This window comes from Aliivibrio sifiae (assembly GCF_002954715.1).
Lineage (GTDB): Bacteria > Pseudomonadota > Gammaproteobacteria > Enterobacterales > Vibrionaceae > Aliivibrio > Aliivibrio sifiae.
The window spans coordinates 737,521-758,086 of the sequence record NZ_MSCP01000001.1; the positions used below are offsets into that span (position 1 = coordinate 737,521).

General features: G+C 36.8%; 24 protein-coding genes. 18 read left to right on the forward strand and 6 right to left on the reverse strand.

Annotation, left to right across the window (positions count from 1 at the left end; translation table 11 throughout):
* Window positions 1-21 precede the first annotated feature (21 nt).
* Genes BTO23_RS03275 through BTO23_RS03285 form a run of 3 tightly spaced genes read left to right on the forward strand, consistent with a single transcriptional unit; the run spans window position 22 to window position 4,973 of the window.
* The gene (locus BTO23_RS03275) at window positions 22-1,005 is read left to right on the forward strand and encodes a ComEC/Rec2 family competence protein (RefSeq protein WP_105062921.1); all 984 of its coding nucleotides are present in this window, start codon (window positions 22-24) and stop codon (window positions 1,003-1,005) included.
* Entirely contained in the window at window positions 998-2,458 is a 1,461-nt protein-coding gene (locus BTO23_RS03280) for a hypothetical protein (RefSeq protein WP_105062922.1), read from the forward strand. Before BTO23_RS03275 ends, BTO23_RS03280 begins: the two co-directional genes overlap by 8 nt.
* Window positions 2,448-4,973: a DEAD/DEAH box helicase gene (locus tag BTO23_RS03285; protein WP_105062923.1), complete on the forward strand. Its 2,526-nt coding sequence runs from the start codon at window positions 2,448-2,450 to the stop codon at window positions 4,971-4,973. The genes BTO23_RS03280 and BTO23_RS03285 overlap by 11 nt, the downstream gene beginning before the upstream one ends.
* 78 nt (window positions 4,974-5,051) lie before the next feature.
* On the opposite strand, the gene BTO23_RS03290 is transcribed toward BTO23_RS03285, so the two are convergent.
* Window positions 5,052-5,633, reverse strand: coding sequence for a helix-turn-helix domain-containing protein (locus BTO23_RS03290; protein WP_105062924.1), 582 nt, complete (start codon window positions 5,631-5,633; stop codon window positions 5,052-5,054).
* 148 nt (window positions 5,634-5,781) lie between these two features.
* Here BTO23_RS03290 and BTO23_RS03295 point away from each other — a divergent pair, with 148 nt between their 5' ends.
* From BTO23_RS03295 to BTO23_RS03320, 6 genes are read left to right on the forward strand one after another with little or no spacing between them, the layout of a single operon-like run.
* Window positions 5,782-5,982: an excisionase gene (locus tag BTO23_RS03295; protein ID WP_105062925.1), complete on the forward strand. Its 201-nt coding sequence runs from the start codon at window positions 5,782-5,784 to the stop codon at window positions 5,980-5,982.
* Window positions 5,983-6,032: 50 nt separating this feature from the next.
* Window positions 6,033-6,554 (forward strand): phage regulatory CII family protein, encoded by a 522-nt coding sequence (locus BTO23_RS03300; protein ID WP_105062926.1) that lies wholly within the window; start codon window positions 6,033-6,035, stop codon window positions 6,552-6,554.
* Between the two features lie 11 nt (window positions 6,555-6,565).
* Complete coding sequence (locus BTO23_RS03305; protein WP_105062927.1) at window positions 6,566-6,850, forward strand: hypothetical protein; 285 nt, start codon at window positions 6,566-6,568, stop codon at window positions 6,848-6,850.
* Between the two features lie 10 nt (window positions 6,851-6,860).
* Complete coding sequence (locus BTO23_RS03310; RefSeq protein WP_105062928.1) at window positions 6,861-7,256, forward strand: hypothetical protein; 396 nt, start codon at window positions 6,861-6,863, stop codon at window positions 7,254-7,256.
* Entirely contained in the window at window positions 7,247-7,480 is a 234-nt protein-coding gene (locus BTO23_RS03315) for a hypothetical protein (RefSeq protein WP_105062929.1), read from the forward strand. The genes BTO23_RS03310 and BTO23_RS03315 overlap by 10 nt, the downstream gene beginning before the upstream one ends.
* Before the next feature lie 4 nt (window positions 7,481-7,484).
* Window positions 7,485-9,548 carry a rolling circle replication-associated protein gene (locus BTO23_RS03320; RefSeq protein WP_170066690.1) on the forward strand — a complete coding sequence of 688 codons (2,064 nt, stop codon included), beginning with the start codon at window positions 7,485-7,487 and terminating at the stop codon, window positions 9,546-9,548.
* A gap of 16 nt (window positions 9,549-9,564) precedes the next feature.
* Here the strand turns inward: BTO23_RS03320 and BTO23_RS03325 are convergent, their stop codons facing one another.
* Window positions 9,565-9,747: a hypothetical protein gene (locus BTO23_RS03325; RefSeq protein ID WP_245922072.1), complete on the reverse strand. Its 183-nt coding sequence runs from the start codon at window positions 9,745-9,747 to the stop codon at window positions 9,565-9,567.
* 78 nt (window positions 9,748-9,825) lie between these two features.
* Here BTO23_RS03325 and BTO23_RS03330 point away from each other — a divergent pair, with 78 nt between their 5' ends.
* Window positions 9,826-10,041: a hypothetical protein gene (locus BTO23_RS03330; protein ID WP_105062931.1), complete on the forward strand. Its 216-nt coding sequence runs from the start codon at window positions 9,826-9,828 to the stop codon at window positions 10,039-10,041.
* Between the two features lie 134 nt (window positions 10,042-10,175).
* Complete coding sequence (locus BTO23_RS03335) at window positions 10,176-10,487, forward strand: hypothetical protein (RefSeq protein WP_146107781.1); 312 nt, start codon at window positions 10,176-10,178, stop codon at window positions 10,485-10,487.
* 39 nt (window positions 10,488-10,526) lie between these two features.
* Here the strand turns inward: BTO23_RS03335 and BTO23_RS03340 are convergent, their stop codons facing one another.
* The 4 genes from BTO23_RS03340 to BTO23_RS03355 form a co-directional block, all read right to left on the reverse strand.
* Complete coding sequence (locus BTO23_RS03340; protein WP_105062933.1) at window positions 10,527-10,778, reverse strand: Ogr/Delta-like zinc finger protein; 252 nt, start codon at window positions 10,776-10,778, stop codon at window positions 10,527-10,529.
* Window positions 10,779-10,865: 87 nt separating this feature from the next.
* A complete protein-coding gene (locus tag BTO23_RS03345) occupies window positions 10,866-11,495 on the reverse strand; it encodes a hypothetical protein (RefSeq protein WP_105062934.1) in 630 nt (209 codons plus the stop codon).
* A gap of 615 nt (window positions 11,496-12,110) precedes the next feature.
* Window positions 12,111-13,121, reverse strand: coding sequence for a phage portal protein (locus BTO23_RS03350; RefSeq protein ID WP_061014035.1), 1,011 nt, complete (start codon window positions 13,119-13,121; stop codon window positions 12,111-12,113).
* Window positions 13,122-13,124: 3 nt separating this feature from the next.
* The gene (locus BTO23_RS03355) at window positions 13,125-14,882 is read right to left on the reverse strand and encodes a terminase large subunit domain-containing protein (protein ID WP_105062935.1); all 1,758 of its coding nucleotides are present in this window, start codon (window positions 14,880-14,882) and stop codon (window positions 13,125-13,127) included.
* 188 nt (window positions 14,883-15,070) lie between these two features.
* Between BTO23_RS03355 and BTO23_RS03360 the strand changes: the two genes are divergently transcribed.
* From BTO23_RS03360 to BTO23_RS03390, 7 genes are all read left to right on the forward strand, one after another.
* Entirely contained in the window at window positions 15,071-15,982 is a 912-nt protein-coding gene (locus tag BTO23_RS03360) for a GPO family capsid scaffolding protein (RefSeq protein WP_105062936.1), read from the forward strand.
* On the forward strand, window positions 15,982-16,986 hold the full coding sequence (locus BTO23_RS03365) for a phage major capsid protein, P2 family (protein ID WP_061014030.1): 1,005 nt from the start codon (window positions 15,982-15,984) through the stop codon (window positions 16,984-16,986). The genes BTO23_RS03360 and BTO23_RS03365 overlap by 1 nt, the downstream gene beginning before the upstream one ends.
* A gap of 10 nt (window positions 16,987-16,996) precedes the next feature.
* Window positions 16,997-17,698 (forward strand): phage terminase small subunit, encoded by a 702-nt coding sequence (gene gpM, locus BTO23_RS03370; RefSeq protein WP_061014028.1) that lies wholly within the window; start codon window positions 16,997-16,999, stop codon window positions 17,696-17,698.
* Window positions 17,699-17,823: 125 nt separating this feature from the next.
* Window positions 17,824-18,288 carry a head completion/stabilization protein gene (locus BTO23_RS03375; RefSeq protein WP_105062937.1) on the forward strand — a complete coding sequence of 155 codons (465 nt, stop codon included), beginning with the start codon at window positions 17,824-17,826 and terminating at the stop codon, window positions 18,286-18,288.
* Window positions 18,285-18,791, forward strand: a complete 507-nt coding sequence (locus BTO23_RS03380; protein WP_105062938.1) for a phage tail protein — start codon at window positions 18,285-18,287, stop codon at window positions 18,789-18,791. Before BTO23_RS03375 ends, BTO23_RS03380 begins: the two co-directional genes overlap by 4 nt.
* A complete protein-coding gene (locus tag BTO23_RS03385) occupies window positions 18,788-19,456 on the forward strand; it encodes a phage virion morphogenesis protein (protein WP_105062939.1) in 669 nt (222 codons plus the stop codon). Before BTO23_RS03380 ends, BTO23_RS03385 begins: the two co-directional genes overlap by 4 nt.
* On the forward strand, window positions 19,453-20,565 hold the full coding sequence (locus tag BTO23_RS03390) for a DUF2586 domain-containing protein (RefSeq protein ID WP_105062940.1): 1,113 nt from the start codon (window positions 19,453-19,455) through the stop codon (window positions 20,563-20,565). The genes BTO23_RS03385 and BTO23_RS03390 overlap by 4 nt, the downstream gene beginning before the upstream one ends.
* Window position 20,566 lies beyond the last annotated feature (1 nt).

Here is a 20,566-nt window from a genome sequence, read left to right on the forward strand (position 1 = left end):
ACTCATGTATAGGTAAAAGATTTGTTGTATATAGATATATTAGATGCTGGTCATGGTGATTGCCTATTAGTTAGTTGTGGTGATTTAAAAATTCTAATTGATTCTGGACCTCAAAAATTTGTTATACGTAATCGAGTAGCGAATAAATTGAAAGAATTGTTAAATGGAAGCTCTGTAGATGTTGCTTTTGTAACGCATAATGATGATGATCATATTGGTGGTTATAAAGAATTTATAAAGAAAGGTATTATTATAAATTGTTTTGTATTCAATAGTTTAGAGTTATTAGGGAAAGTAATTAGCGTAAAAACAAAGAAAATTTCATTTAAGCAGGATATAAACTTAAAAAAAAACTTAGATGATGAAGGTATAAAAGTAATCACGCTAACGAAAGAAGATAAACATTTACACATTGGTAATGTCAAAATTACTCCTTTAACACCGAGTATAGATACTTTATCTTTATTAGATAATAAATTTAATAAAGATAAAATAAAGAAAATATCAGCATTAAAAAATAGTGAAGATTCATTATCTGAATGTTTTAATATAATTAATTTAAAGTGTGATAAATTTAAAAAAGATTTATCAATAACAAATAAATCTAGTATTTCATTTATCATAGAATATGAAAATACTAAAGCGTTATTTCTTGGTGATTCACATGAAAAAGATATTGTTGATTCATTATTAGATATAAATGAAAACGATAGAGTATTTAATGTAGTTAAACTCTCTCATCATGGAAGTAAAAAAAATACGAGTTTAAAATTATTAAAAATAATAGGTATTACGGATTATATTATTTGTGCAGATAAATCAAAAAATAATCATCCAAATAACATTACTTTAGCTAGGATTCTAAAATTTAATAATAATCCTACGATACACATGAGTAGTAATGATGTAAGAGTTCGAGAACTTTTTGAACAATGCCATGATTTGAACTTTAAAGTTAATGTAACATACTCAGATAATGGAGTTAATACAGTTTTCTATGAGTAGAGAAAATGCAATTAAAGTGAGCGTTTGTGATGCTGAATCAAGTGGTTATCATTTTAAATCAAGCTCAGATAATACATCGTTTGTTATTACTTCAAAGCACGGACTTTGTCATAAAACAGATGTGTGTGAACAATATCAAAATAACGATACAGATAGCTGTAAAGAATGTAATGTTGAATTAAATATTGAAGAAATAGAATTTACTACTTATGAAAATAATAAATTAACACCAATTAAAGTATACAGTTTTAAGAATAAAGATATGGTGATTACCAGTGTTGAAGAGGTTGCTAGAAATACAATAAAGATTGGTAAGGTAGCTGATGGTGATTATACTATTTATGGATATAAGAAAAATAATACTGCAGTATCAAGAGTTATTTTAGATAAAGCAGTAATCGAATGTGGTGTTTGTTTTTTTAATATATATTCAAATAGTATTTCGGAATTAGTAGAAAAAAGCGATTCATACTATGGTATTTCTGGATCTCTGGTTGTTAAAAATAGTATCGCTGGTGAGTGTACTGCAGTTTCCGTAATAACAAATAATGAATCGGATAATGATTTATCTGGAGAACTTTTGTTTGATATTGATTTTTCTATATTAAATGATTATTTTTCTTGTTCAGTTTTTAGAATCCCTCTTATGACTTCAAATATTGATGAAGAATTTAAATCTAAATTTAATTTGCTATCTTCTGTTAATATAAATCATAAGGTGAAATTAAATGGATTAATACCTCGGAATAAAGGGATTCCTAGATTTAATTTAAGTTCTATTGTAGATTCATTATTTTCAAATTTTGATGTTGTTTTAGGTAAGAGTGTAGTACATAGAAATTTATTTTTGATGTCTGCTATAAATATTATAAAAAATAAAAGATCATTAGATCCTGTAAGTAAATTATTATCTAGTAAAGTAGTAGAATCATTTCTGCATGCACCACATATTTATTCCACGTGTATTGAGGATTCTAATTATCATCATATGCATTATTCAGTATCAAAAACAGGTGAGATCGAATTTTTAGTTTCAAACTTTACAGGGTATGGAGATATTAGTGAAACTATTAATCAAACCTTAGGGCAGATAATAAATGATATAAATACTTATTCTCTTAACTCTAGTTTGATCACTGAACGAGCATTTTTAGATAAAAAATATTCCGAAGATGAATGTGAAGATATTTATAATATACTCTTTGGAAATGTAGATAAAGAGATTAAATCTATATCTATAGTACATACTATATCTTTAGATAGATTAAATATAACTAAAGATTGTAATATGAATGAATGTATTAATAATATTATTAATCTAGCTGCTGATAATATACCAAAAAATTATTTAGATTTTTTGGATTATGGCATTACAGTTAATGTCTTCGTAATTCCAGTAAATAAAGACAATGAGTTATATGACTTGATGGAGAAGTTGATTAATGAATGTTAATGCAATTGACTATATCTGCACTAAAATAGTTAATAGTGAAGAATTTAATGACTGTTATGTGAAGCTGTTTTTGATTATATCAAAAAACAATTTCAATGATATATCTATAAATCCAATAACAAATGATGAATATAAAAAATTATTAAGATATGCTGATTTCTTTTCTAATTCAGACAAAGAGTATTATAGAGGATTATCATTAAAAATAATTTCATCAGTTTATGAGCTTTTTAATTATGATTATAGTTGTCAGTTAATTACAAAATCAATCTTAAGTAAATTTGGACTTTTTTCAGCAGAAGAGGTGTTTACTTCTGATAGTATTGAGTTACCAGTTAACTCTGAACTTAGTTGTGAAGTTAGGAAACTAACTCAAAAAATATCATTAAGTGATAACATATTCACTAACTCTCAATTCGAAATATATAAAGATATTATTGATTGTTCTCACTTTAGCTTCTCCGGTCCAACGTCATTAGGTAAGTCTTTTATTTTAAAGAATACCGCAATAGAATTAATTGATAAAGTAGATAATATTGTATTTATTCTCCCGACAAAAGCATTGTTGGAAGAGTATTTAATTGATTTCCGTTACATGCTAAATGAAAGAAAATTAAATGATATTAATATCAGTAAGTCTGTATCAGGAGTAGATATAAAAAAGAAAAACATATTGATATTTACTCAAGAACGCTATAATAGTTTTCTTTTCGAACCGAATTATAAAGATATGTATGTTGATATTTTAATAATTGATGAAGCCCATAAGTTAGTTGAACGGAAAAGTAAGAGAACAATTACTTTATTCAAAGTAATTAGAAGATCATTAGATATATTCGATAAGATGAGAGTTGTATTTTCTAGTCCTGTAATTTCTAATCCAGAAGTTTTTTTTACTACTTTTGATTTAGGAGAAAAAACTAAAAGTTTAAGTATAAAAGAAAGTCCTGTAGCTCAAAATTTATATTTTGCTGATATTAAAACTAATGTTTTTAAATATTTTGATTCTCTTAGCAAGAAAGTAATAGAGTTTCAACCTCAAAAAACTTATTCAACTGATTTTGAGCTTATAACTTCGGTTGGAGAAAAAAGTCCTTCAAATTTGGTTTTTATATCCAGTAAAAGTGAGTGCGTTAAAAAATGCGATGAATTTTTAAATTATTTAATTGAAACTGGAAAGGTGAATGAATATGAAGATAAAGAATTATTATTAGAATCTCAACTTATCGCTGATTTTATTCATGAAGATTTTTATCTATCAAAATTAATTAAGTATGGTGTTGCATATCATCATGGTTCTCTTCCTACATTTATTCGAAAAAGAATTGAAGATTTGTATGCTAGAAAAAAAATAAAATACATTTTTTGTACATCAACATTGTTAGAAGGAGTTAATCTTCCGACTAAAAATGTTTTTATTTATCCATTTTCTAAAATGACGGTTAAAGATGAAAGTAAATGTAGTCTTGATTTTTGGAATTTAGCTGGTAGAGCTGGCCGTTATAAAAATGAATTAACAGGTAATATAATATGTATTAATAGTTTAGATATGGACTGGACTGAAGTTGAAGAAAAAGTTAAAAAAGATAATGAAGTTATAATAAATGATTGGATTTTAGAGGTATTATCTAAACATAGGAAAATACTTAATTATTTGAATGATAAAACCAAAGAACCTCATGCGAGAATAAAAGAATTAAGTGCATTAATTTTACATGAAATTATGGATTATAATAAAACAAACAAAGTAGGTACGTTATTATCCAGTTTTCCAGATAAAATTAAAAATAATATTATTTCTTCAGGAAATGAACACTTAAAACGTAAAGGTCTTGAAGGGATAGATCAAAATGCATTTGTGAGTAATCATAATTTTGATAGTAATATTCAAGCTAAAGCTTTTTCTTACGCTAAAAATAGAAAAAACTACTTACATTCTTATAATCGAGATGATGTGGCTAAATATATATATATGCTAAATGATATTTACGGCTTGAGGAAGAATCCTGATTCTTTGGAGCAGCTTATTATCATGACATACTCTTGGTTGAGAGGAACTCCTCTGAGTATGATGATTAATAATGCGATTAAATATGGAAAAAAAGTGAGAGATCCAGACATTTATAACCAATGGATTGATCTTGATATAGAAAATCCTATACATATTAATCAAAAGATTCTTGAAACTATAGAGTGTATTGAAAATGAAATAACATTTAAGTTAGAAAGTTATAGCGCTCACTTTTATCAGTTATGCAGCTCAATTTATGGTGAATTGGATGCGGGTTATAATCTAGCTCCGTTTTTAGAATATGGAGCTATTGACTTAAAAGAGATAGAGTTACAAGATTTTGGTTTTTCACGAGCTGCGGCAAATGAATTGATAAAAAAACATAAGGATTGTATTCAGTTTTCAACTAAAGAGAGCAACCTTAAAATTAAAGTTAATTTGTTGAGAAGTAGGATTACTAAACATAGTTTAATTGAAAGAGAGTTAAATTGGTTAGTCAAATAATCAAGATTTATTATTTATTGAATAGAGTTTTTACAACTAAACTCTATTCAATAATAGTTTAGAGAATATATCTATAATTTAGATCAAAACAACCTTACCCAATACATCCAACTGACTCTCATCAATCGCATTATCCCCAAGCATTACTTCACCCAGTGGCGAACGCTCAAGTTCAACAATTGATGCAAAATCATTTTTACTTTTCGTTAAGTAGCTGCCGCTAACAATCTTCGTTGTGTTCTTATCAACAAAAAGCTTTTGACCATTAAAACTAACCACCATCAAATCGCAGGTAGTCGCTTTCTCGCCTAAAAATTCAGGGTCAAAGTAGAGAGGGGCTTTTTCTGCTAACTCGCCATCATTCAATTCAAAGCTAGGTAATTTATTGCGCTGATTAGCTTCTGCAATTTCATTGTCGTATTTCTCACCTTCACCAAGTAATAACCAAGTAAGAGATACACCAAGCTTTATATGCATACGACTAGCCAATTCGAATGGCGTTAGATCTCTATTACGCCATGTAGATAAGGTACTGCGGCTAATGTCTAGTGCTGTAGAAAGGCTACCGTAATTATTTTCTTTAAGTATTTCTTGCACTCGTTCAAGTACGGGTCTGCCACCATCGTACGTATATGGGCTTATTTGTTGTTGACTATCCATTAGAAAGATCCTAGTATCTAAATGTACGCAAATACGAACAAAGTGAAATTTAGCGCTTGCGGTTGAGTGCGTTGAGGTGTCGTTCTAAGTTTAATTATCCGACATTACCCATATTTAACCGCATTTAATAACCCATAAGGATACCACCATGAATCAAACAGTGTTAGCGATTACATCGCCTTATCAAACAATTGAGATGTTTTCAGCATCTTCAGGGATAAACGTCGCAACAATAAAAGTGATGTGTAAAGACAACCGTTTACCAATCCTTAAAAAAGACAAAACTAATGAGAAAGTACTCATTAACGTTGCACTACTTACTAAACGCGCATTAGAAGCTTCTCATTAATGACTCTTAATAGACTCATTTGAGTATTACTTTTGATAGGAGTGAATTCAATGTATGCAAAAACAGAGCTTAAACAAAACGTTCTTGATTCAGCAATGGTGCGTTTTACCGCTAAAGAAGATCTAGAAAAGTTAGCCGGTGCAGTAGGTATGAAAGGGCAAATGTTAAGAAACAAACTTAACGGCGCTCAACCTCACCAACTGCAAGTTATCGAGTTACTCAAAATAACCAAAGCGTCTGGTAACAAGGCGATTATTGAGGGTGTTTTGCTTGAGCTTGGTTTAACCGCTGTTGAATTACCAAAGTTAGAAGCAACCAATAAAGAGCTTACGCATCGTGTTTTAGAAGTAACCGCGACAACGGGTGAAATTACTCGTCACACGTTAGATATCAATCAAACGAACCGCGTAACACTAAAAACCAAAGATGCCATTGTAGAAAAAGCGCAATACACCATTAACGAGTTAGTTCTGTTAATGGCAGAGGTAGAACACAAGTTTCACTCTATACCTGTTCTTTCTTGTGCTTTTGATATTGCTCAGTCAATGCCATCTATTCCAAGTTTGTCATAAAGGAGATAAGCATGGGACAAGCATCAGAGATTTCACAAGTACCACCTGCAGAAGTCACCATTGCCGCTTTGCATGAAATGTTTAATAGCAAAAGCCAAGGCGGATTAATGTGGAACAACCTTACAGAAGATGATCGCCGAGCGTTTTGTTTTACAGCCAAACTTAAAGAACGTCACGTAACCATAGGGTTAGATGAAATGGATTCATTAGAACTCGCTCGTTTACATCGCGCCATTAAGCGAATAGCTACTGTAGCAACCAAATTCAATTCAATTTCTTTATCTGACTTTAAATAACGAGGCTAGCATGAATAAATATCAAAATATGACACCACAAGAAATCTTGTCTGAAGCTAAAACGTTAGCGCAAGAAGCAACAGTGCTTGCTGAGAAAACGGGGATTAAAGCATTGTCGATTGAATCAATTAATAAGTCAGAGAATGCAGTCCTCAATCAAGTGTTTGAATTAATCGCTTTAGCTCATAGTGTGAAAGATGATTTAAAAATCCGAGTTACTTTTTCGACAGGTATTAAAGCAGTGTATTTAACCGCTGAATTTAATGATTCTGAAGAACAATTAGATTGTGGTTTTGTATCTTTAGATGAACCAAAAGTCTTAGAAGAATTACTGAAAATCGAAGATAAATTACTTTCTTTAGTTGCAGAAGCAAAAGACAAAAAAGAAGAGATAGTATGTGCCTAAACTTTGTTGCAGTAACAATGAACTCTGGCGGTGGTGTAGTCCGAGATAAAGATACTGGTGAATTGATGGTTAAACAAATAGGTGAGTTTGAAAGCCGTGATGATGCCATTCAATCAGCCTGTGAAATGTTGGATTGCACTCACATTCTTAATGGGGTGTTAGCAAGAGGAAATCACACTGGTGGATTTCTTTTATGTGATTCACAAGAGTTAAGTGAGTTGTGAGTTAATGGAACAAAAAGATCTACTCTATATAATGGGGTCAATACGACCCCATGATGAAATTAAACGAAATGATGCCTGCTTCCGAGCGGGTTTTTTAGGTTCAAAAATTCAGGAACAGCCATATTCTGCACAAGAAATGCAGCTTTTAGAGTCTGGTTTAGTTAAAAGTTTACCTGTCTATGATCGCTTTCTTAATCGAAAAGAAAAACACATTGCTGAAATTGAGCGAGCGACTGATTATTTTGCGAAACTAAATAAAACACCTAAATACATCCACGAAGTGGCGGCGAGAATCGCCGGAGAGTATAGCCTTGTCCAAGGGCGCAAAAGTCCGACAAAAATAAATAAGCCTGAAATGGCAAAGAAAGTCTCAGAAAATATCGAATATTCGAGTCCTGAGACTTACTTTAATCACGATTCACTGTATTTAGGGGCTGAGCAATCAACAGCGGCAGTATTGAACGAGAAGGGGCGTAGAAATGCGTGTGAACCTAAGATTGTTCCCATTTCGATGCAGCTTATGCACCGCGAGTGGAATGAGACATATAAATTTCAAGCGATAACACAAACGCCATCGAGCAGCGCACCCGAAGTAAACACCGGCGAACGCTTTACAGAAAAATTAACCTCGCGTTCTGTGAGTCAAATTTTTGAGGCAGCGGCTTACACTTCAACATGTCATGAAGGGTTTACTACGTTTTTAACTTTGACGTTTGATAAAGACCAACGTCTCGCTATTTTTGGTGGAATGACTGATGGTGAAGCATCTAAAACAATGGGGGCGCATCACCCAATTCAATATAAACGTAACATGGTAACGAAAACGGCAAAGGCCAATGAGAAAAAAGTAATGGACCCTATTTGTAATATTGCTGGGCCTTACTCAACAATTCCATCAGATGAAAATCCTTATCCAAGAGTCTTAAACCGTAATGGTGAGATTGCTGGTGAATACTGCTCGTTAGAATTTAAGCCTAAAAAAGAATTTACGTTAGAAAAAACACTTGAAACCACAATGGGCAAAGAGGTATCTCGTTTTCTTGATTCAGCTAAAAAGCTGTATCACCGTGGATGGACTGCAGATCATTCAATTCAAATTGATAAAGAAAGTGATGTTAAGTATTGCGACCTAAAAAGAGTGAAGGTTGGTGGCCACACTAAACCAAGCGATTTTGGTCCAACACAAGAATTAAGTGATTTTCATTATATTTGGGTAGCTGAATCACCGGCGAATGAAGCTGGTGAATCAAATCCTCATGTTCATATTTTATTACGCTGGCAAGTTGAGCCACCGTTGTTTAGTGCCTGGGCAAAACGTCTTGAAAAAATATGGGGTCATGGTTTTGCTAAATTAGAGCGAATTAGAAAACCGCAAGCGGCAGGTTCTTACATTATCAAAGCTGTTGGCTATGCAGCAAAAGGGCAAAATGCCGACCAAGGTTTGATAAAAGGAAATCGCTATAATATTTCTAAGTGTTCACGCGCCCCGGCGTGGGAATGTATCGCCTCTTTTGATGCCGATAACATGACGGCAATTATTAAAGAATTAGGCTATAAGCTTGAGCAATGGAAAAGACCAATAAAAAAACAGGTCGAAAAGATACATAAGCAAAAAGCCCAAACCATAGTGGCCAAGTCGATAGCGAAGAAACAGAACAAACCTGAAGATGTATTGAAAAAGCTGCAGAGTAGAATTATTCGATTAGAGAAGCAGGCTGAGAAATTAAATAAGACAATGAAAAGTCGTGGTGTTCACGTTAGTTCTGAGAATAAGTTTTGTATTACCTTTGAAGGTGAGTCAGCAAAAGAGCAGATTGATAAATTCATATTTTGGGCAGCTGGTGCAAGAGGGTGGCCAATGAACTGTCGTGATCTTGATTTGAGTGACGTAAAAAATGAAGCAGACGTTTTTTATCAAGATTCATTTATTCGTTTCCAAGATAAGAGAGCATATTGGAAAGCTATTCTTCAGGACAGAAAACCAATTTATGAGAGAGACGTGAATGAGGTAAGTGATTGCTGGGCTGCTTATATTGATTATACGCAGCAGCAATCAATGCTTATGTAGGAATATCATTAGATAATTATGAATTTGGTTGGCATTTCTCACATCGCCATGTGCATTTTTGTTGCCCTAAGCCTGCTCTAATCCATGCCGATGTTACGCTAGTTACTTGAAAGCAAAAGGCATTGGTATGACATAAGCTGCAGGTTTTCCATTGAGGAATTTGTGATTGGTTTCTTGTTATTTCTGCAAGTTGAATCATATTTATCTCTATTTACTGTAAACTCAATAAATAATACTGTATATTTATACAGGTCTTTTGGCAAGGATTACAGTAGCAATGACAGATAAAGAACAATACCTAAAAGCAATGGAGCTAATTTTGGACGCTGTTGCTATGAGTGATTATAAAGAAAATAGAACTGATATAGGTATGTACCTTGTCGGGTTGGTCGTGGCTGACCATCGTGAAAAATTGAGTTCTGTTCAAGTTGATCAGTTAAGGCAAATCATAGAAATGGCTGATGATGCCGAATCACCGAAGATGTGCATTTGATGTTTACTGGAGACTAAAAAAGTTACCCCGTGGGTAACTTTTTTAGTTTTAAAATGAATTTTGCGCCGCAGTATCCGTTCTTCCAACCCCCCTTATTTTCGGAAAAGTTGTTTAGTCTTGAAGGGAGTCTAATTTTGGGTTTGGAAGAAGGAAATGGAATGAACATCATTAAGATTTCAGCATCATTGGTAGTTTTAGGAACTATTTTGCTTGAAACACCAGCATCACCAATAACTAGCGCTATCGAAGCGTTAATATTTAAGCCAGTAGGAAGAGCTGTAACTATTTATTCATATTCCACCGGGATACCTATATTAATTGATTTTTATTTGTGCAGTAAAATAAAACATGAATCAGCTGGCTATGTCGGGGTAGCTAATTCAAAAGAAGAATTAAAGAGGCATGAGTTGATAAGTAGTTGCTCGAGAAGACTCGTAAAATTGTAATTAAAAAAAACCACTGAATAATTTCGGTGGTTTTTTTTATTACAACATTGAAAGCTGTTGCTTGAGTTCTTGCTGCTGATTGGGCGCTAAGGTTTTTAATAACTCAAACGCCAATTGACTAGAAGTTTTAGCTGATGGGCTTAATGTATGGCTGAAAGTTAGGTTCATTACAAAGCTATGACCACACTCAGGGTCACGACAACTACAGTATAAATCTGAATAACTTAACGAAACACGATTTGATTTTTGAATGCAGCTTTTACCACCGCATTCTGGGCAAAGAATTCTCATAAACACCTCACTGACTGACGTGTTTATTATACGAAATAATGCTGTGTTTTTATACAGTTATTAGCTGTGATGTTAACTTCTATTGAGCTATGAGCTTGAATTAGTTGTAACATATAAAATTAATAGAGAACTTAATAAATTAAATATTACAGCTATTCGTGCCCAATCAAATGCCGATTCTAACTGTTTTCCTCTTTCTATATTACTTGTAGTTCTATGTTCAGAAATTTTTGAGTATGAAGTAGCATAAAAATCATATATTTTTTGAGCTGTACAGGCTGTATCCATTTTCATTTTGTAAAATGTTTCAAAACTCGCAACAGGATTCATTTCTTGTCTATGCCATTGAACTTTAAAAGCTTTATTTATACTAACAAGTAACAATAGGCCGGATACAAGAAGAATTAAAATTAATGCGTTGTGAACCATATTTACAGGAAAAAAGCCCTCCTTTATCAGTTCGCTAGATTTATATACCCAAATAAATAAAGCAGCATAAAGGGTAAAAAGTGATACTAAAAAAGTAATTATTTTATTTGCTTTATCTTCAATTTTTTGACTTTTTTGTCGGTCATGTTCGAATACTTTGATGAACATATCGCACGCTGCTTTAGCTTTGTTTTCTTCTTCATTATTTAAAGATATTTCAATTTTCTTTAGTGTTTTATTGATGTGTTTCAATTCATTGGATTGGATGGAGCTTTTCTTGCTAAACATAATAATCCTAAATGAGGCATGAATATTATCGCCATATTTTGAGGTTGGTTACCTTTGATTCGTTCAAAGTCTTTTGGAGGTCTATTTTTTAATTGAATATTAATTTGTATGATAAATATTTATCAAGTCATACAAAGGCTTCTGCTTATTGAAATATTAAGGAAATAGATAATATTACAGTATGTTGTTTTTGTAACGTGTTTTATATTATGTTAGTTGAAATTTTTTGATAGTAAAAAACAGAAAGAAAGCCACGGAAAAATCACTCCTCCTACCTACGCGCTCCGCCTCATTTTTTTTAATTTTTTCAGTTTTATTTCAGTGGTTTTAATGGGTAACTTATTGAAGTTAAATTAATTGGTCTGATTTTAAGAATTTCGTAAATTGAAAAATATTTCAGTAAATTGAAATTATGAAGCGTGTAGTACCTGGTTATGTCCTTTTTAACTGTTTGATAAACAAAGGCTCTCAGTTTTTCCGTGGCCTTTTTTGGAAAGATCATGTTTTCAATTAAAGATCTGAAAAAGATCTCTTAGCCCTTTATCAATAAGGCCTGAATGGGAATTTCAGGCCAAAAGTAAAATTTCAATTTATAGCAGAAAAAATAAAGCGTTCTTACTCCATTGAATTCTCCAAATTAAATTCAAAATGTAAGTTTTTTGGCACTTCCTCGTCAGAGTTCACCGCATCCATAAACATCTCGCAAGAGGGAATGACTTCATTCTGATTATAAACATAGTTGAATTTAATCGGGTCACCACGGGTTCCGCCGTTTGGAATGATAGCGGCCAACTCAACAGGGAAGCGATGACCTGTCAGCACTTCTTGAGCTGTCACGTCTTTAATCTTTTCATATTCATCTTTGGTGGCAATGTCACCAACAGGAATGAGTTGAATACCTTTCTCATTACCATTAGGTATGTTGATGAACATCGAACGAAAATTACCAATGCCACGGCTTGCTGCCATTTTTTGTTTTAAATCGTCTTCGTCGTCTTTACTCAAATTTGGGTCGGTAGCGTAGAAGATAAACCCCATGTGTAAACCGTTCTTGTAATAACGGCGGCGGAACGTGGTTGCATCTTCACTTAATAATGCCGATTGCACACAACCAAGATAATCGGGACCACCATAAACTTGCTGCACTGGATCGTATTGTTTAATGAATATAACGTCTTCTTTTTTGTATATCCGTGTTTTGTTATCACGCTCAAGTAGGACAAAATTTCCTTTTTTGTTTTTACGTAAATACATGGCTGGCAGTGGATAAAGACCAACCACTCCACCAAAATGATTTCTCAGTTTTAGAATGGCAGTGTCCCCAAATTCCAAGAAGTCATGCACGGCCGCTTGAACTTGTTGTTTTCGTAAACCGCCTTTAATGAAGCGACCTGAAATCATGTTACGACGCGCCATTAAAATAGAGCCATGGTATGCATTGGCGCGAGTCAGTTTATTTAGTCCTTTTCTATCGAGTGGCGGCTCCCAATAATCATCGGTGTCGTTATAAAATAATTCACTGTATTCGTAGTTACTAAAATCACTGTTCATGATTTCTGGTGAGCCAAAGCTAAAAATGATGCTTTCATCGGAAGGTTCAGTGGTAGTGAGTTTTTCTTCAGTCATGGGTTATATCTGCCAAGTCGATTTTTGTTTTTGCTTGTGATCAAGAGGTTCATTAATCAGTGCGTGTGAAATTGCCCAAAATGCATCGGCGTGGCCTGTCAGCTCGCTGCGCTCTGCTTTAAATGTCATGGCATTGCCTGAATTGGTTGGGGCTCGTTTTATCGCCATGAATGCCATGGCGATGTCGTTATGCTCGGCATCAAATTGAAGACGATCAGATTCAATCACATCAATCATTTTCATGACTAAGCGGTTTTTACTTTCGTTACTGTAAGGAATTGCGTGAGCTTCGCGTGGGTATTTCTTATGGATTAAATCCCATACACCAGCACCAATTCCTGTGGTATCAACCCCTAAATAACTTACGTTATAACGCTCAAATACCTTAGTGATTTGAGCCACTTGATATTGGAAGTTCAGCCCACGCCAATAATGTTTTTCAAGTATTCTGAATTTTTCAGGGGCGACAATGGGTGGAGCAACAACTACTAGGCAAGCGTTATCTCGGGTTCGAGAGGGATCATACCCAAGCCACACTTCACGAGAGCCGAATGGCCGTAAATTATTACGCTTAAAATCTTTCCAGTGCGTTGCATCGACCATGGCTTTTTGCAGTGCTGAGAATTTGAAAACAGAATGAGTTCCATCAACAAAGATGCACATAAACAAGTTGTCGAAATCTTCCTTACTGTATTCATCTCGCAACTCTTCAATATCAAATAAGCCACAACCGCCATTAGCCGCATCTTCTATCGTGACGACGTAACGCCATTGTTTATCTGGGCAAAGACGGCCACCGTCTCGATAATCGTCAAAGGTTGGAAATTCAATTTTTTCACGTGACTCTTTGCCTTTTCTCCATTGGTCACCAGTCCAGAATGGGTAAGCTTGGTGGCTTTTTGACGAGGGGGTAGAGAAATACGTTTTACGCCACTTTGTGTGCGTGGCCATGCCTGATGCAACTTTCTTAATTGCATCAAATTGAGGGATCCAAAAATACTCATCAACATAAAGGTGACCGTGATAACTCTGTGCGGTTTTGCCGTTGGTAGATAGAAAGCGAAGTTCAGCTCCGTTGGATAACACAATCGGATTACCCGTAAGATCGATGTCTAAAAACTCTTTGGCCAACGCAATAATGTAGCTTCTAAATACTTCGGCTTGGGCTCTCGATGCAGAAAGAAAAAGCTGATTATCACCGCTTAAAATAGCGTCTTCTAATGCTTCGCCACTGAAATAAAACGTTGCCCCAATTTGGCGAGATTTAAGAATGTTTCGCGTTCGCTGATGTACGTTGTCACGCATCGTAAGTTGATATTCAAACAACGAGTCATGCCACGCTGTAAAATCCTCTTCAGTGATGTGGTCAACGCCATTCTTTTTATTTTTTCCTTTTGGCTTTTTCTCTTTTTTCGGCTCAGAAGAAGACTGTTTTTTTGATGGACCGCTGCTTGTATTTTTCTCTGCTTGCACATCTTGCGAGCGTAGTTTTTTTAAATTGGTGTGGTGTTTGATTAAGCGCTCAAGTAAATCCATTTGACCTTTACTTGGCTCTGGCATTTCTAAGATGGCTTGAATACGAGTGGCAATGGCTTCGTCTACCGTATGCTCTCGCAACATATCGCGCCAACCATAACGGTCAGCCCAATAATAAAGAATGCGTTCATTGCTGAGTTTGAGCTCTGAGGCAATTTCTTTGGGTGTCCAAGCTTTCAAATATAAGGCTCGTGCTGCTTGCCTTACTTCCGGTGAGTACGCCATGTCTTCTCTTATTTTGTGTATTTCTCTGCATCATACGCCCTGAAAAATGGCAAATATCCATCTTGAATTCCGATAAATTCCGTTTTTGCCAATATCCGAATTTGTCGGAATTGAACTGACTGATATTCGTGATTCAAAGGCGTATTGTTGCTCTCACTGACACGGCATTAACCATATTGTGAGACGAGATGAGCAAAGTAAGTGAGTGGAAAATTGTTGCTACTGAAGGCGTGACTATTGATGGTCGCGAGATCAGTGAGAAACAAATTAAAGAAATGGGGGAGTCATATTCTCCAGAGCTTTATGCCGCACTTATTTGGCCTGAGCACTCACGTTCACATTGGAATGTATTTGAAGGAAATAATTGGGGGGAGGTGCTACATGTAAAAGCAGAAAAGAGATCGGGCAAGTGGCGACTGTTATCTAAATTGATGCCAAACAGCCTATTACTCTCTGCCAATAAAAAAGGGCAAAAGCTGTATACCTCAATTGAAATTCATCCCAATTTTCAAAGCACCGGCAAAGCGTATCTCATGGGACTAGCAGTGACTGACTCTCCAGCGTCCACAGGTACAACGCGCCTACAGTTTTCAAAACAAGGAAGTGACATTCAGGGGTATCAGCCTGACTCAATCATTAAGTGCAGTCATTTAGAAGCGTTTAACTTAGATGAATGCTACTCAAAAAACGTGATTGCAGATGCCTTTGGTGTGATCGCCAATTATTTCCAATCTGGTGGCAAGTTGCCTGAGCAATTTGCTGAACCTCAAGAGCCCGAGGACATTGATGTGACAAAAGAAGAATTAGCAGAAGCACTAAAAGAGAATTTCAGTGTGCTAAAAACAGAGCTTAAAGATGAGCTCAAAGACGAATTTTCTAAGCAAGTACCTGCAACCGCTCCGGTGGAAACCGATGAGCAACCACAGCATTTTACTGCTGAACAATTTAGTGCAGAGCTTGAAAAACAACTCACCCCACTTGCTGAAAAAGTAACAGGGTTAGAGACCAAGTTTGCAGAGCTTTCAAAAGAAGTTCCGGGGCAGCGTCCGAATGAAGCGGTCGGTGATGATGACAAATTTACTGCAGGAGCAATCTGTTAATGCTGAATGCACTTTCAACTCAATACCTTGCTGAATTTAGTTTAGCGGTATCAACGGCAGCAGGCTCAGACGCACCTTACAGTACGTTTAATATTACGCCGCCAATGGAAACCACATTACGTCAGATGATTATTGAATCAGATGCGTTTCTTGGTTTGATTTCATTGCTATCAGTGCCTCAAATTAAAGGTCAAGTGATCGATGTCGGTAACAGTGGTTTATCTACAGGTCGTACTGCTAAAGGTCGTTTTAGTCGTGAAATGGGTCAAAGCGGTAATACGTATGAATTGACCAAAACGGATTCAGGCGCACATATTTTATGGGAAACCATGACGCAATGGGCGAACTCGGGCAAAAAAGGCGAGTGGCTTAAGTTAATGCTTAATGCCATCACTCGTGTGTTTGCGCTTGATATTCTGCGTGTGGGTTTTAACGGTAAAACGATTGCAGATGCAACCGATCCATCGGCTAATCCATTGGGCGAAGACGTTAACAAAGGGTGGTTAACCATTGTTAAAGAAAAAGCCAAAGCTCAAGTATTAGCAAGTGTGAAGTTAGATCCTACGGGTAACACGGCGGAGTCGTATAAAAATCTGGATTCTTTGGTTCAAGATTTAATTAATACGACCATTGCACCAGAGCATCGTCAAGATCCTGATCTGGTTGTGCTTGTTGGCTCTGACTTAGTGGCGGCCGAGCAGCACCGATTGCTTGAAGCGGCAGATTCTCCAACAGAGCATAAAGCGGCACAATCACTGGCAAAAACCATTGCAGGTAAAAAAGCGTATACACCGCCATTCTTTCCAGCCACTCAGATTTGGGTGACGAACACCAAGAACCTGCAAGTGTTGACTCAATCGAACACGCAACAGCGTCGTCAGAAAAACAATGACGATGAGCTGCGTTATGAAGCAAACCATATTCGTATGGAAGGGTACGCGGTCGGTAACCATAAGAAATTTGCGGCGATTGAATCAGTCACGATTGTTGAACCTGCGGCATAAGGAAAGAAACATGGCCAGTCCGTTAGCAAAACAACGCCAAGCGATATTAGCAAAAGAAACGCCGTCTATGTTGGTGTCGAGCCTTGAGCCTAAAAGCTTACATTTATTGTTGATTGAATTAGAAAACGACATGGCGGTGCTGAAAAGCATTAACCGTATCGAAGACAAAATTACTCATAAACGTGATGTGCTTATACCTAAATATCGTCCATCTATTGAGGACTATTTAGCAAATAAAGAAACGTATGATAATCCGTTGTTTTCTCAGATGATCATTTGGCTCTTTGATATTGAAGAGTTAGATACCGCAATTGAATGGTGTGATAAGGCGATTGAGCTTGGCGTGACGTCTCCGTTTAACCGTGATTTGGCCACGTTCTGTGCAGGTCATGTGCTGGAGTGGACACATAAAATGTCAAACATGGGTCATTCGATTGATCCGTATTTTTCACAGACCTTTAAAAAAGTGCGAGAAAAATGGCGTTTGAGTGAAAGGCTCACTTGTCAGTATTTTAAGTTCGCCGGTTTATTTTTATTACGAGATAAAGATGGTCATCCACGAGCGTCGTCTGTTGGTGATGTCGAAACGTTAGAGAAAGCACATGCGCTGCTTACTGAAGCGGACAACATCTATGGCAAAGCAAAAGTGAAAACGGTGTTAGATAACATTAATCAACGAATTCGAGCCTTAAAAGAAGGTGTGAATTTGTAGAGCAACGACTCCCTGCCATGCGCCTCAACTGGCAAACGTTCATTAGCGATGTGCTGAATGTAACGTGTTGACCAGTGGCTTAGAGGCGTACCAATTTTTAGCAACACAAAGTAAAAGGCATCCGTATGTTTAATGGCAAAACAGACAATGAATATCAAGACACCGTGATCGAGAACGATGGCTTTTGGCCTGACTTAAATGCCGGTGATTTTGAAAAGCGTCGTGCGCCGCCAATGGAGATGGACAAAGACACGATTGCTTACGCTGTTGCCGCTGCGGTTGCTCAAATTAATCTTGCATTGATAACCGTAAAAACAGGATACGAAGCCGAAGGCATTAATAAGGCGGAAGATGTTCTAGGTCAGCCGAAAGTTGGCGATAAGAATCTGCTTATCATCTTGTATGAAAGTGCGGTATTTGCTCGGGCTAAATCGGAGTTATTACCGGAGTTTGCGACAACTCAATTACGTGACGCTGGGGATAACGTGGCCGAGCGTGAGCCAGAAACAAGAGACAGTCTACTTGCTGAAAGTCAGCAACACATTCGAGCGATTAAAGGCAAAAGCCGCGTAGGGATTGAATTGCTATGACTGAGCAAGTAGAGCAAGGCTATTTACTTAAAGGACTGACAGCGGCGATGTTAAGCGTTATGCCAACACGACTCCACAGACAAGTTGATTCTTGGATGGAAAATGTAGGTTTACGTTTAACACCAAAGCACATGGGGCTTGGGTTAGAGCTTGGGAAAATGGAATACGACGCGGTATTTAGTATTGAAGAGTTTCCGTTTAAAGAAGTGAATCCCATGGTGGTGATTGCCACGATGATGGCATGGGTCATGGATAACGATCCTGATCGAGAAACATTCGAGTTAGGTGAGCCGTCGTACTCGGTAGAGCCTGAATCTGACAATACCGTCACGATTGAAGTCTCAGTGCCTTTTATTGAAACCATTACGGTAGTTGAAGATGACAAGGGTGAGATCACGTTTCGAGGGAAGACCTACAGCTTACAGCCTTATGAGGTGTGGGTCGCAGACAAAATATGGCTACACACGGGGAATGATGTCACGTTGATTGAGTCAGAGAAATGATCTCAATTACGCCTGATAAAAAGACCGAGTTAGCGGTATTAGAAACAGTAAAAGCCTTATCGCTGCCCCCGAAAAAACGTGAACGGATATTAGCCAAAGCGTCTAAAGCCTCGGTTAAGCAATCAAAAAAGAATGCACGAGCACAAAAGACACCAAATGGCTCACCGTGGGAAAAACGCAAAAGCCGACGTAAAGGAAAAATGCAGTCGGGTATTGCGAGATACATGACGGTGACCAAGGTCTCTGCCAGTGGTGCAACGATTGGATGGAAAGTGGCTCAATCTGCAAAGGTGGCGTTTATTCATCACCATGGGATTGACCAAAAGGGCTCAAAAGCTCAATCCATAAAAGTGTTAAAAAAGAGCGGTGTTAATAGTGATTCAGCCGCCACTCGAACTCAAGCGAAGCGATTACGAGAGTTGGATTATAAAGTATTTTCAAGACGGTTATCCCCAAAGGGGCGAAAAGGAAAGTTAAGAAAACCGCCTTTGAAATGGATAACGGAAAATTTAAGTGTGGGACAAGCCGGGTTAATCATTCGAATACTCAGTGATAAGTCACCGTTAAGTCGTTGGGATGTCCCAATGCCTGCAAGACCGTTTGCTGAGATTGATAGAAAGGCATTAACCACAATGACACGCAATGAAATGAGAGGGCAGAAATGACATTCCCTACGGTTCAAGTTAACCAAAAGAACATGATGCAAGGTGAGGTGAGTGAAGTTGAACGCCACTCTCTTTTTATCGGAAAGGCATCCGCAAACCAAGGCAAGGTGCTGTCGGTTAATACGCAAACGGATTTTGATGTGCAATTAGGAGCAGAGGCGAGTCTTTTAAAATCCAATCTACTGGCAGCGATGGTAAACGCTGGACAGAATTGGACGGCAGCGGTGTATGTATTAGCTGACGATGAAACTAATTGGACCGATGGGGCTCGTAAAGCACAAGAAACCCAAAGCTTTGAAGGCATTGTGGTGTGTGAGCCCATCAAAACAAAAGCGGAGGTCTCTGCGGCGCAAACCTTTCGTAATGAATTGATCGCAAAGTTTGGTCGCTGGCAGTTCGTTGCACTAACCACTGCATTGATTGCAGAGCAAGCGTGGTCTGATTGGGAAACGGCGATGGTTGCATTGCAAGACACCATTGCGGCAGATGGCGTAATGATCATTCCTGCAATTTGGACGGATGCGCTTGGCAAGTTAATGGGACGGTTAAGTAATCGCTCAGTATCTATTGCCGATTCGCCTTGCCGCGTGATGACGGGGGCATTGATTGGTGATGTGACTCTGCCAACAGATAAAGACGGCGTGACATTGCAACTGGCCACGTTGCAAACCTTAGAAAAGAATCGACTGTCGGTGCCAATGTGGTATCCGGATGTTGATGGGATCTATTGGGCTGATGGTCGAATGCTTGATATTGAAGGCGGTGATTATCAGGTGGTTGAGAATCGTCGAGTGATGGATAAGGTCGCTCGTTTGATGCGTATTCGTGCGGTGACTCGAATTGGTGATCGTAACTTCAATTCACAACCGCAATCCATGGCCAGTGCCAAGATGTATTTCATGCGTGACTTAAAAGTCATGGGCAAAGCAACCGTCGTGAATGGTGTCCCATTTGTGGGTGACATTATGCCGCCAAAAGATGAAGACATCACGATTGCATGGAAAACCAAAACGGAAGTAGAGCTATATATCACGGCTCAACCTACGGATTGTCCGAAAAAAATTACCATCAATTTAATGCTCGATTTAAGTAACCCGGGAGGGAATTAAT

Coding starts and splice junctions, on each gene's coding strand:
- BTO23_RS03330 (WP_105062931.1), top strand. CDS start 9,826: ATGACAGATAAAGAACAATACCTAAAAGCAATGGAGCTAATTTTGGAC.
- BTO23_RS03365 (WP_061014030.1), top strand. CDS start 15,982: ATGCTGAATGCACTTTCAACTCAATACCTTGCTGAATTTAGTTTAGCG.
- BTO23_RS03320 (WP_170066690.1), top strand. CDS start 7,485: ATGGAACAAAAAGATCTACTCTATATAATGGGGTCAATACGACCCCAT.
- BTO23_RS03300 (WP_105062926.1), top strand. CDS start 6,033: ATGTATGCAAAAACAGAGCTTAAACAAAACGTTCTTGATTCAGCAATG.
- BTO23_RS03350 (WP_061014035.1), bottom strand. CDS start 13,121: ATGACTGAAGAAAAACTCACTACCACTGAACCTTCCGATGAAAGCATC.
- BTO23_RS03280 (WP_105062922.1), top strand. CDS start 998: ATGAGTAGAGAAAATGCAATTAAAGTGAGCGTTTGTGATGCTGAATCA.
- BTO23_RS03360 (WP_105062936.1), top strand. CDS start 15,071: ATGAGCAAAGTAAGTGAGTGGAAAATTGTTGCTACTGAAGGCGTGACT.
- BTO23_RS03340 (WP_105062933.1), bottom strand. CDS start 10,778: ATGAGAATTCTTTGCCCAGAATGCGGTGGTAAAAGCTGCATTCAAAAA.
- BTO23_RS03310 (WP_105062928.1), top strand. CDS start 6,861: ATGAATAAATATCAAAATATGACACCACAAGAAATCTTGTCTGAAGCT.
- BTO23_RS03355 (WP_105062935.1), bottom strand. CDS start 14,882: ATGGCGTACTCACCGGAAGTAAGGCAAGCAGCACGAGCCTTATATTTG.
- gpM (WP_061014028.1), top strand. CDS start 16,997: ATGGCCAGTCCGTTAGCAAAACAACGCCAAGCGATATTAGCAAAAGAA.
- BTO23_RS03315 (WP_105062929.1), top strand. CDS start 7,247: ATGTGCCTAAACTTTGTTGCAGTAACAATGAACTCTGGCGGTGGTGTA.
- BTO23_RS03390 (WP_105062940.1), top strand. CDS start 19,453: ATGACATTCCCTACGGTTCAAGTTAACCAAAAGAACATGATGCAAGGT.
- BTO23_RS03345 (WP_105062934.1), bottom strand. CDS start 11,495: ATGTTTAGCAAGAAAAGCTCCATCCAATCCAATGAATTGAAACACATC.
- BTO23_RS03380 (WP_105062938.1), top strand. CDS start 18,285: ATGACTGAGCAAGTAGAGCAAGGCTATTTACTTAAAGGACTGACAGCG.
- BTO23_RS03290 (WP_105062924.1), bottom strand. CDS start 5,633: ATGGATAGTCAACAACAAATAAGCCCATATACGTACGATGGTGGCAGA.
- BTO23_RS03325 (WP_245922072.1), bottom strand. CDS start 9,747: ATGATTCAACTTGCAGAAATAACAAGAAACCAATCACAAATTCCTCAA.
- BTO23_RS03375 (WP_105062937.1), top strand. CDS start 17,824: ATGTTTAATGGCAAAACAGACAATGAATATCAAGACACCGTGATCGAG.
- BTO23_RS03385 (WP_105062939.1), top strand. CDS start 18,788: ATGATCTCAATTACGCCTGATAAAAAGACCGAGTTAGCGGTATTAGAA.
- BTO23_RS03305 (WP_105062927.1), top strand. CDS start 6,566: ATGGGACAAGCATCAGAGATTTCACAAGTACCACCTGCAGAAGTCACC.
- BTO23_RS03295 (WP_105062925.1), top strand. CDS start 5,782: ATGAATCAAACAGTGTTAGCGATTACATCGCCTTATCAAACAATTGAG.
- BTO23_RS03285 (WP_105062923.1), top strand. CDS start 2,448: ATGAATGTTAATGCAATTGACTATATCTGCACTAAAATAGTTAATAGT.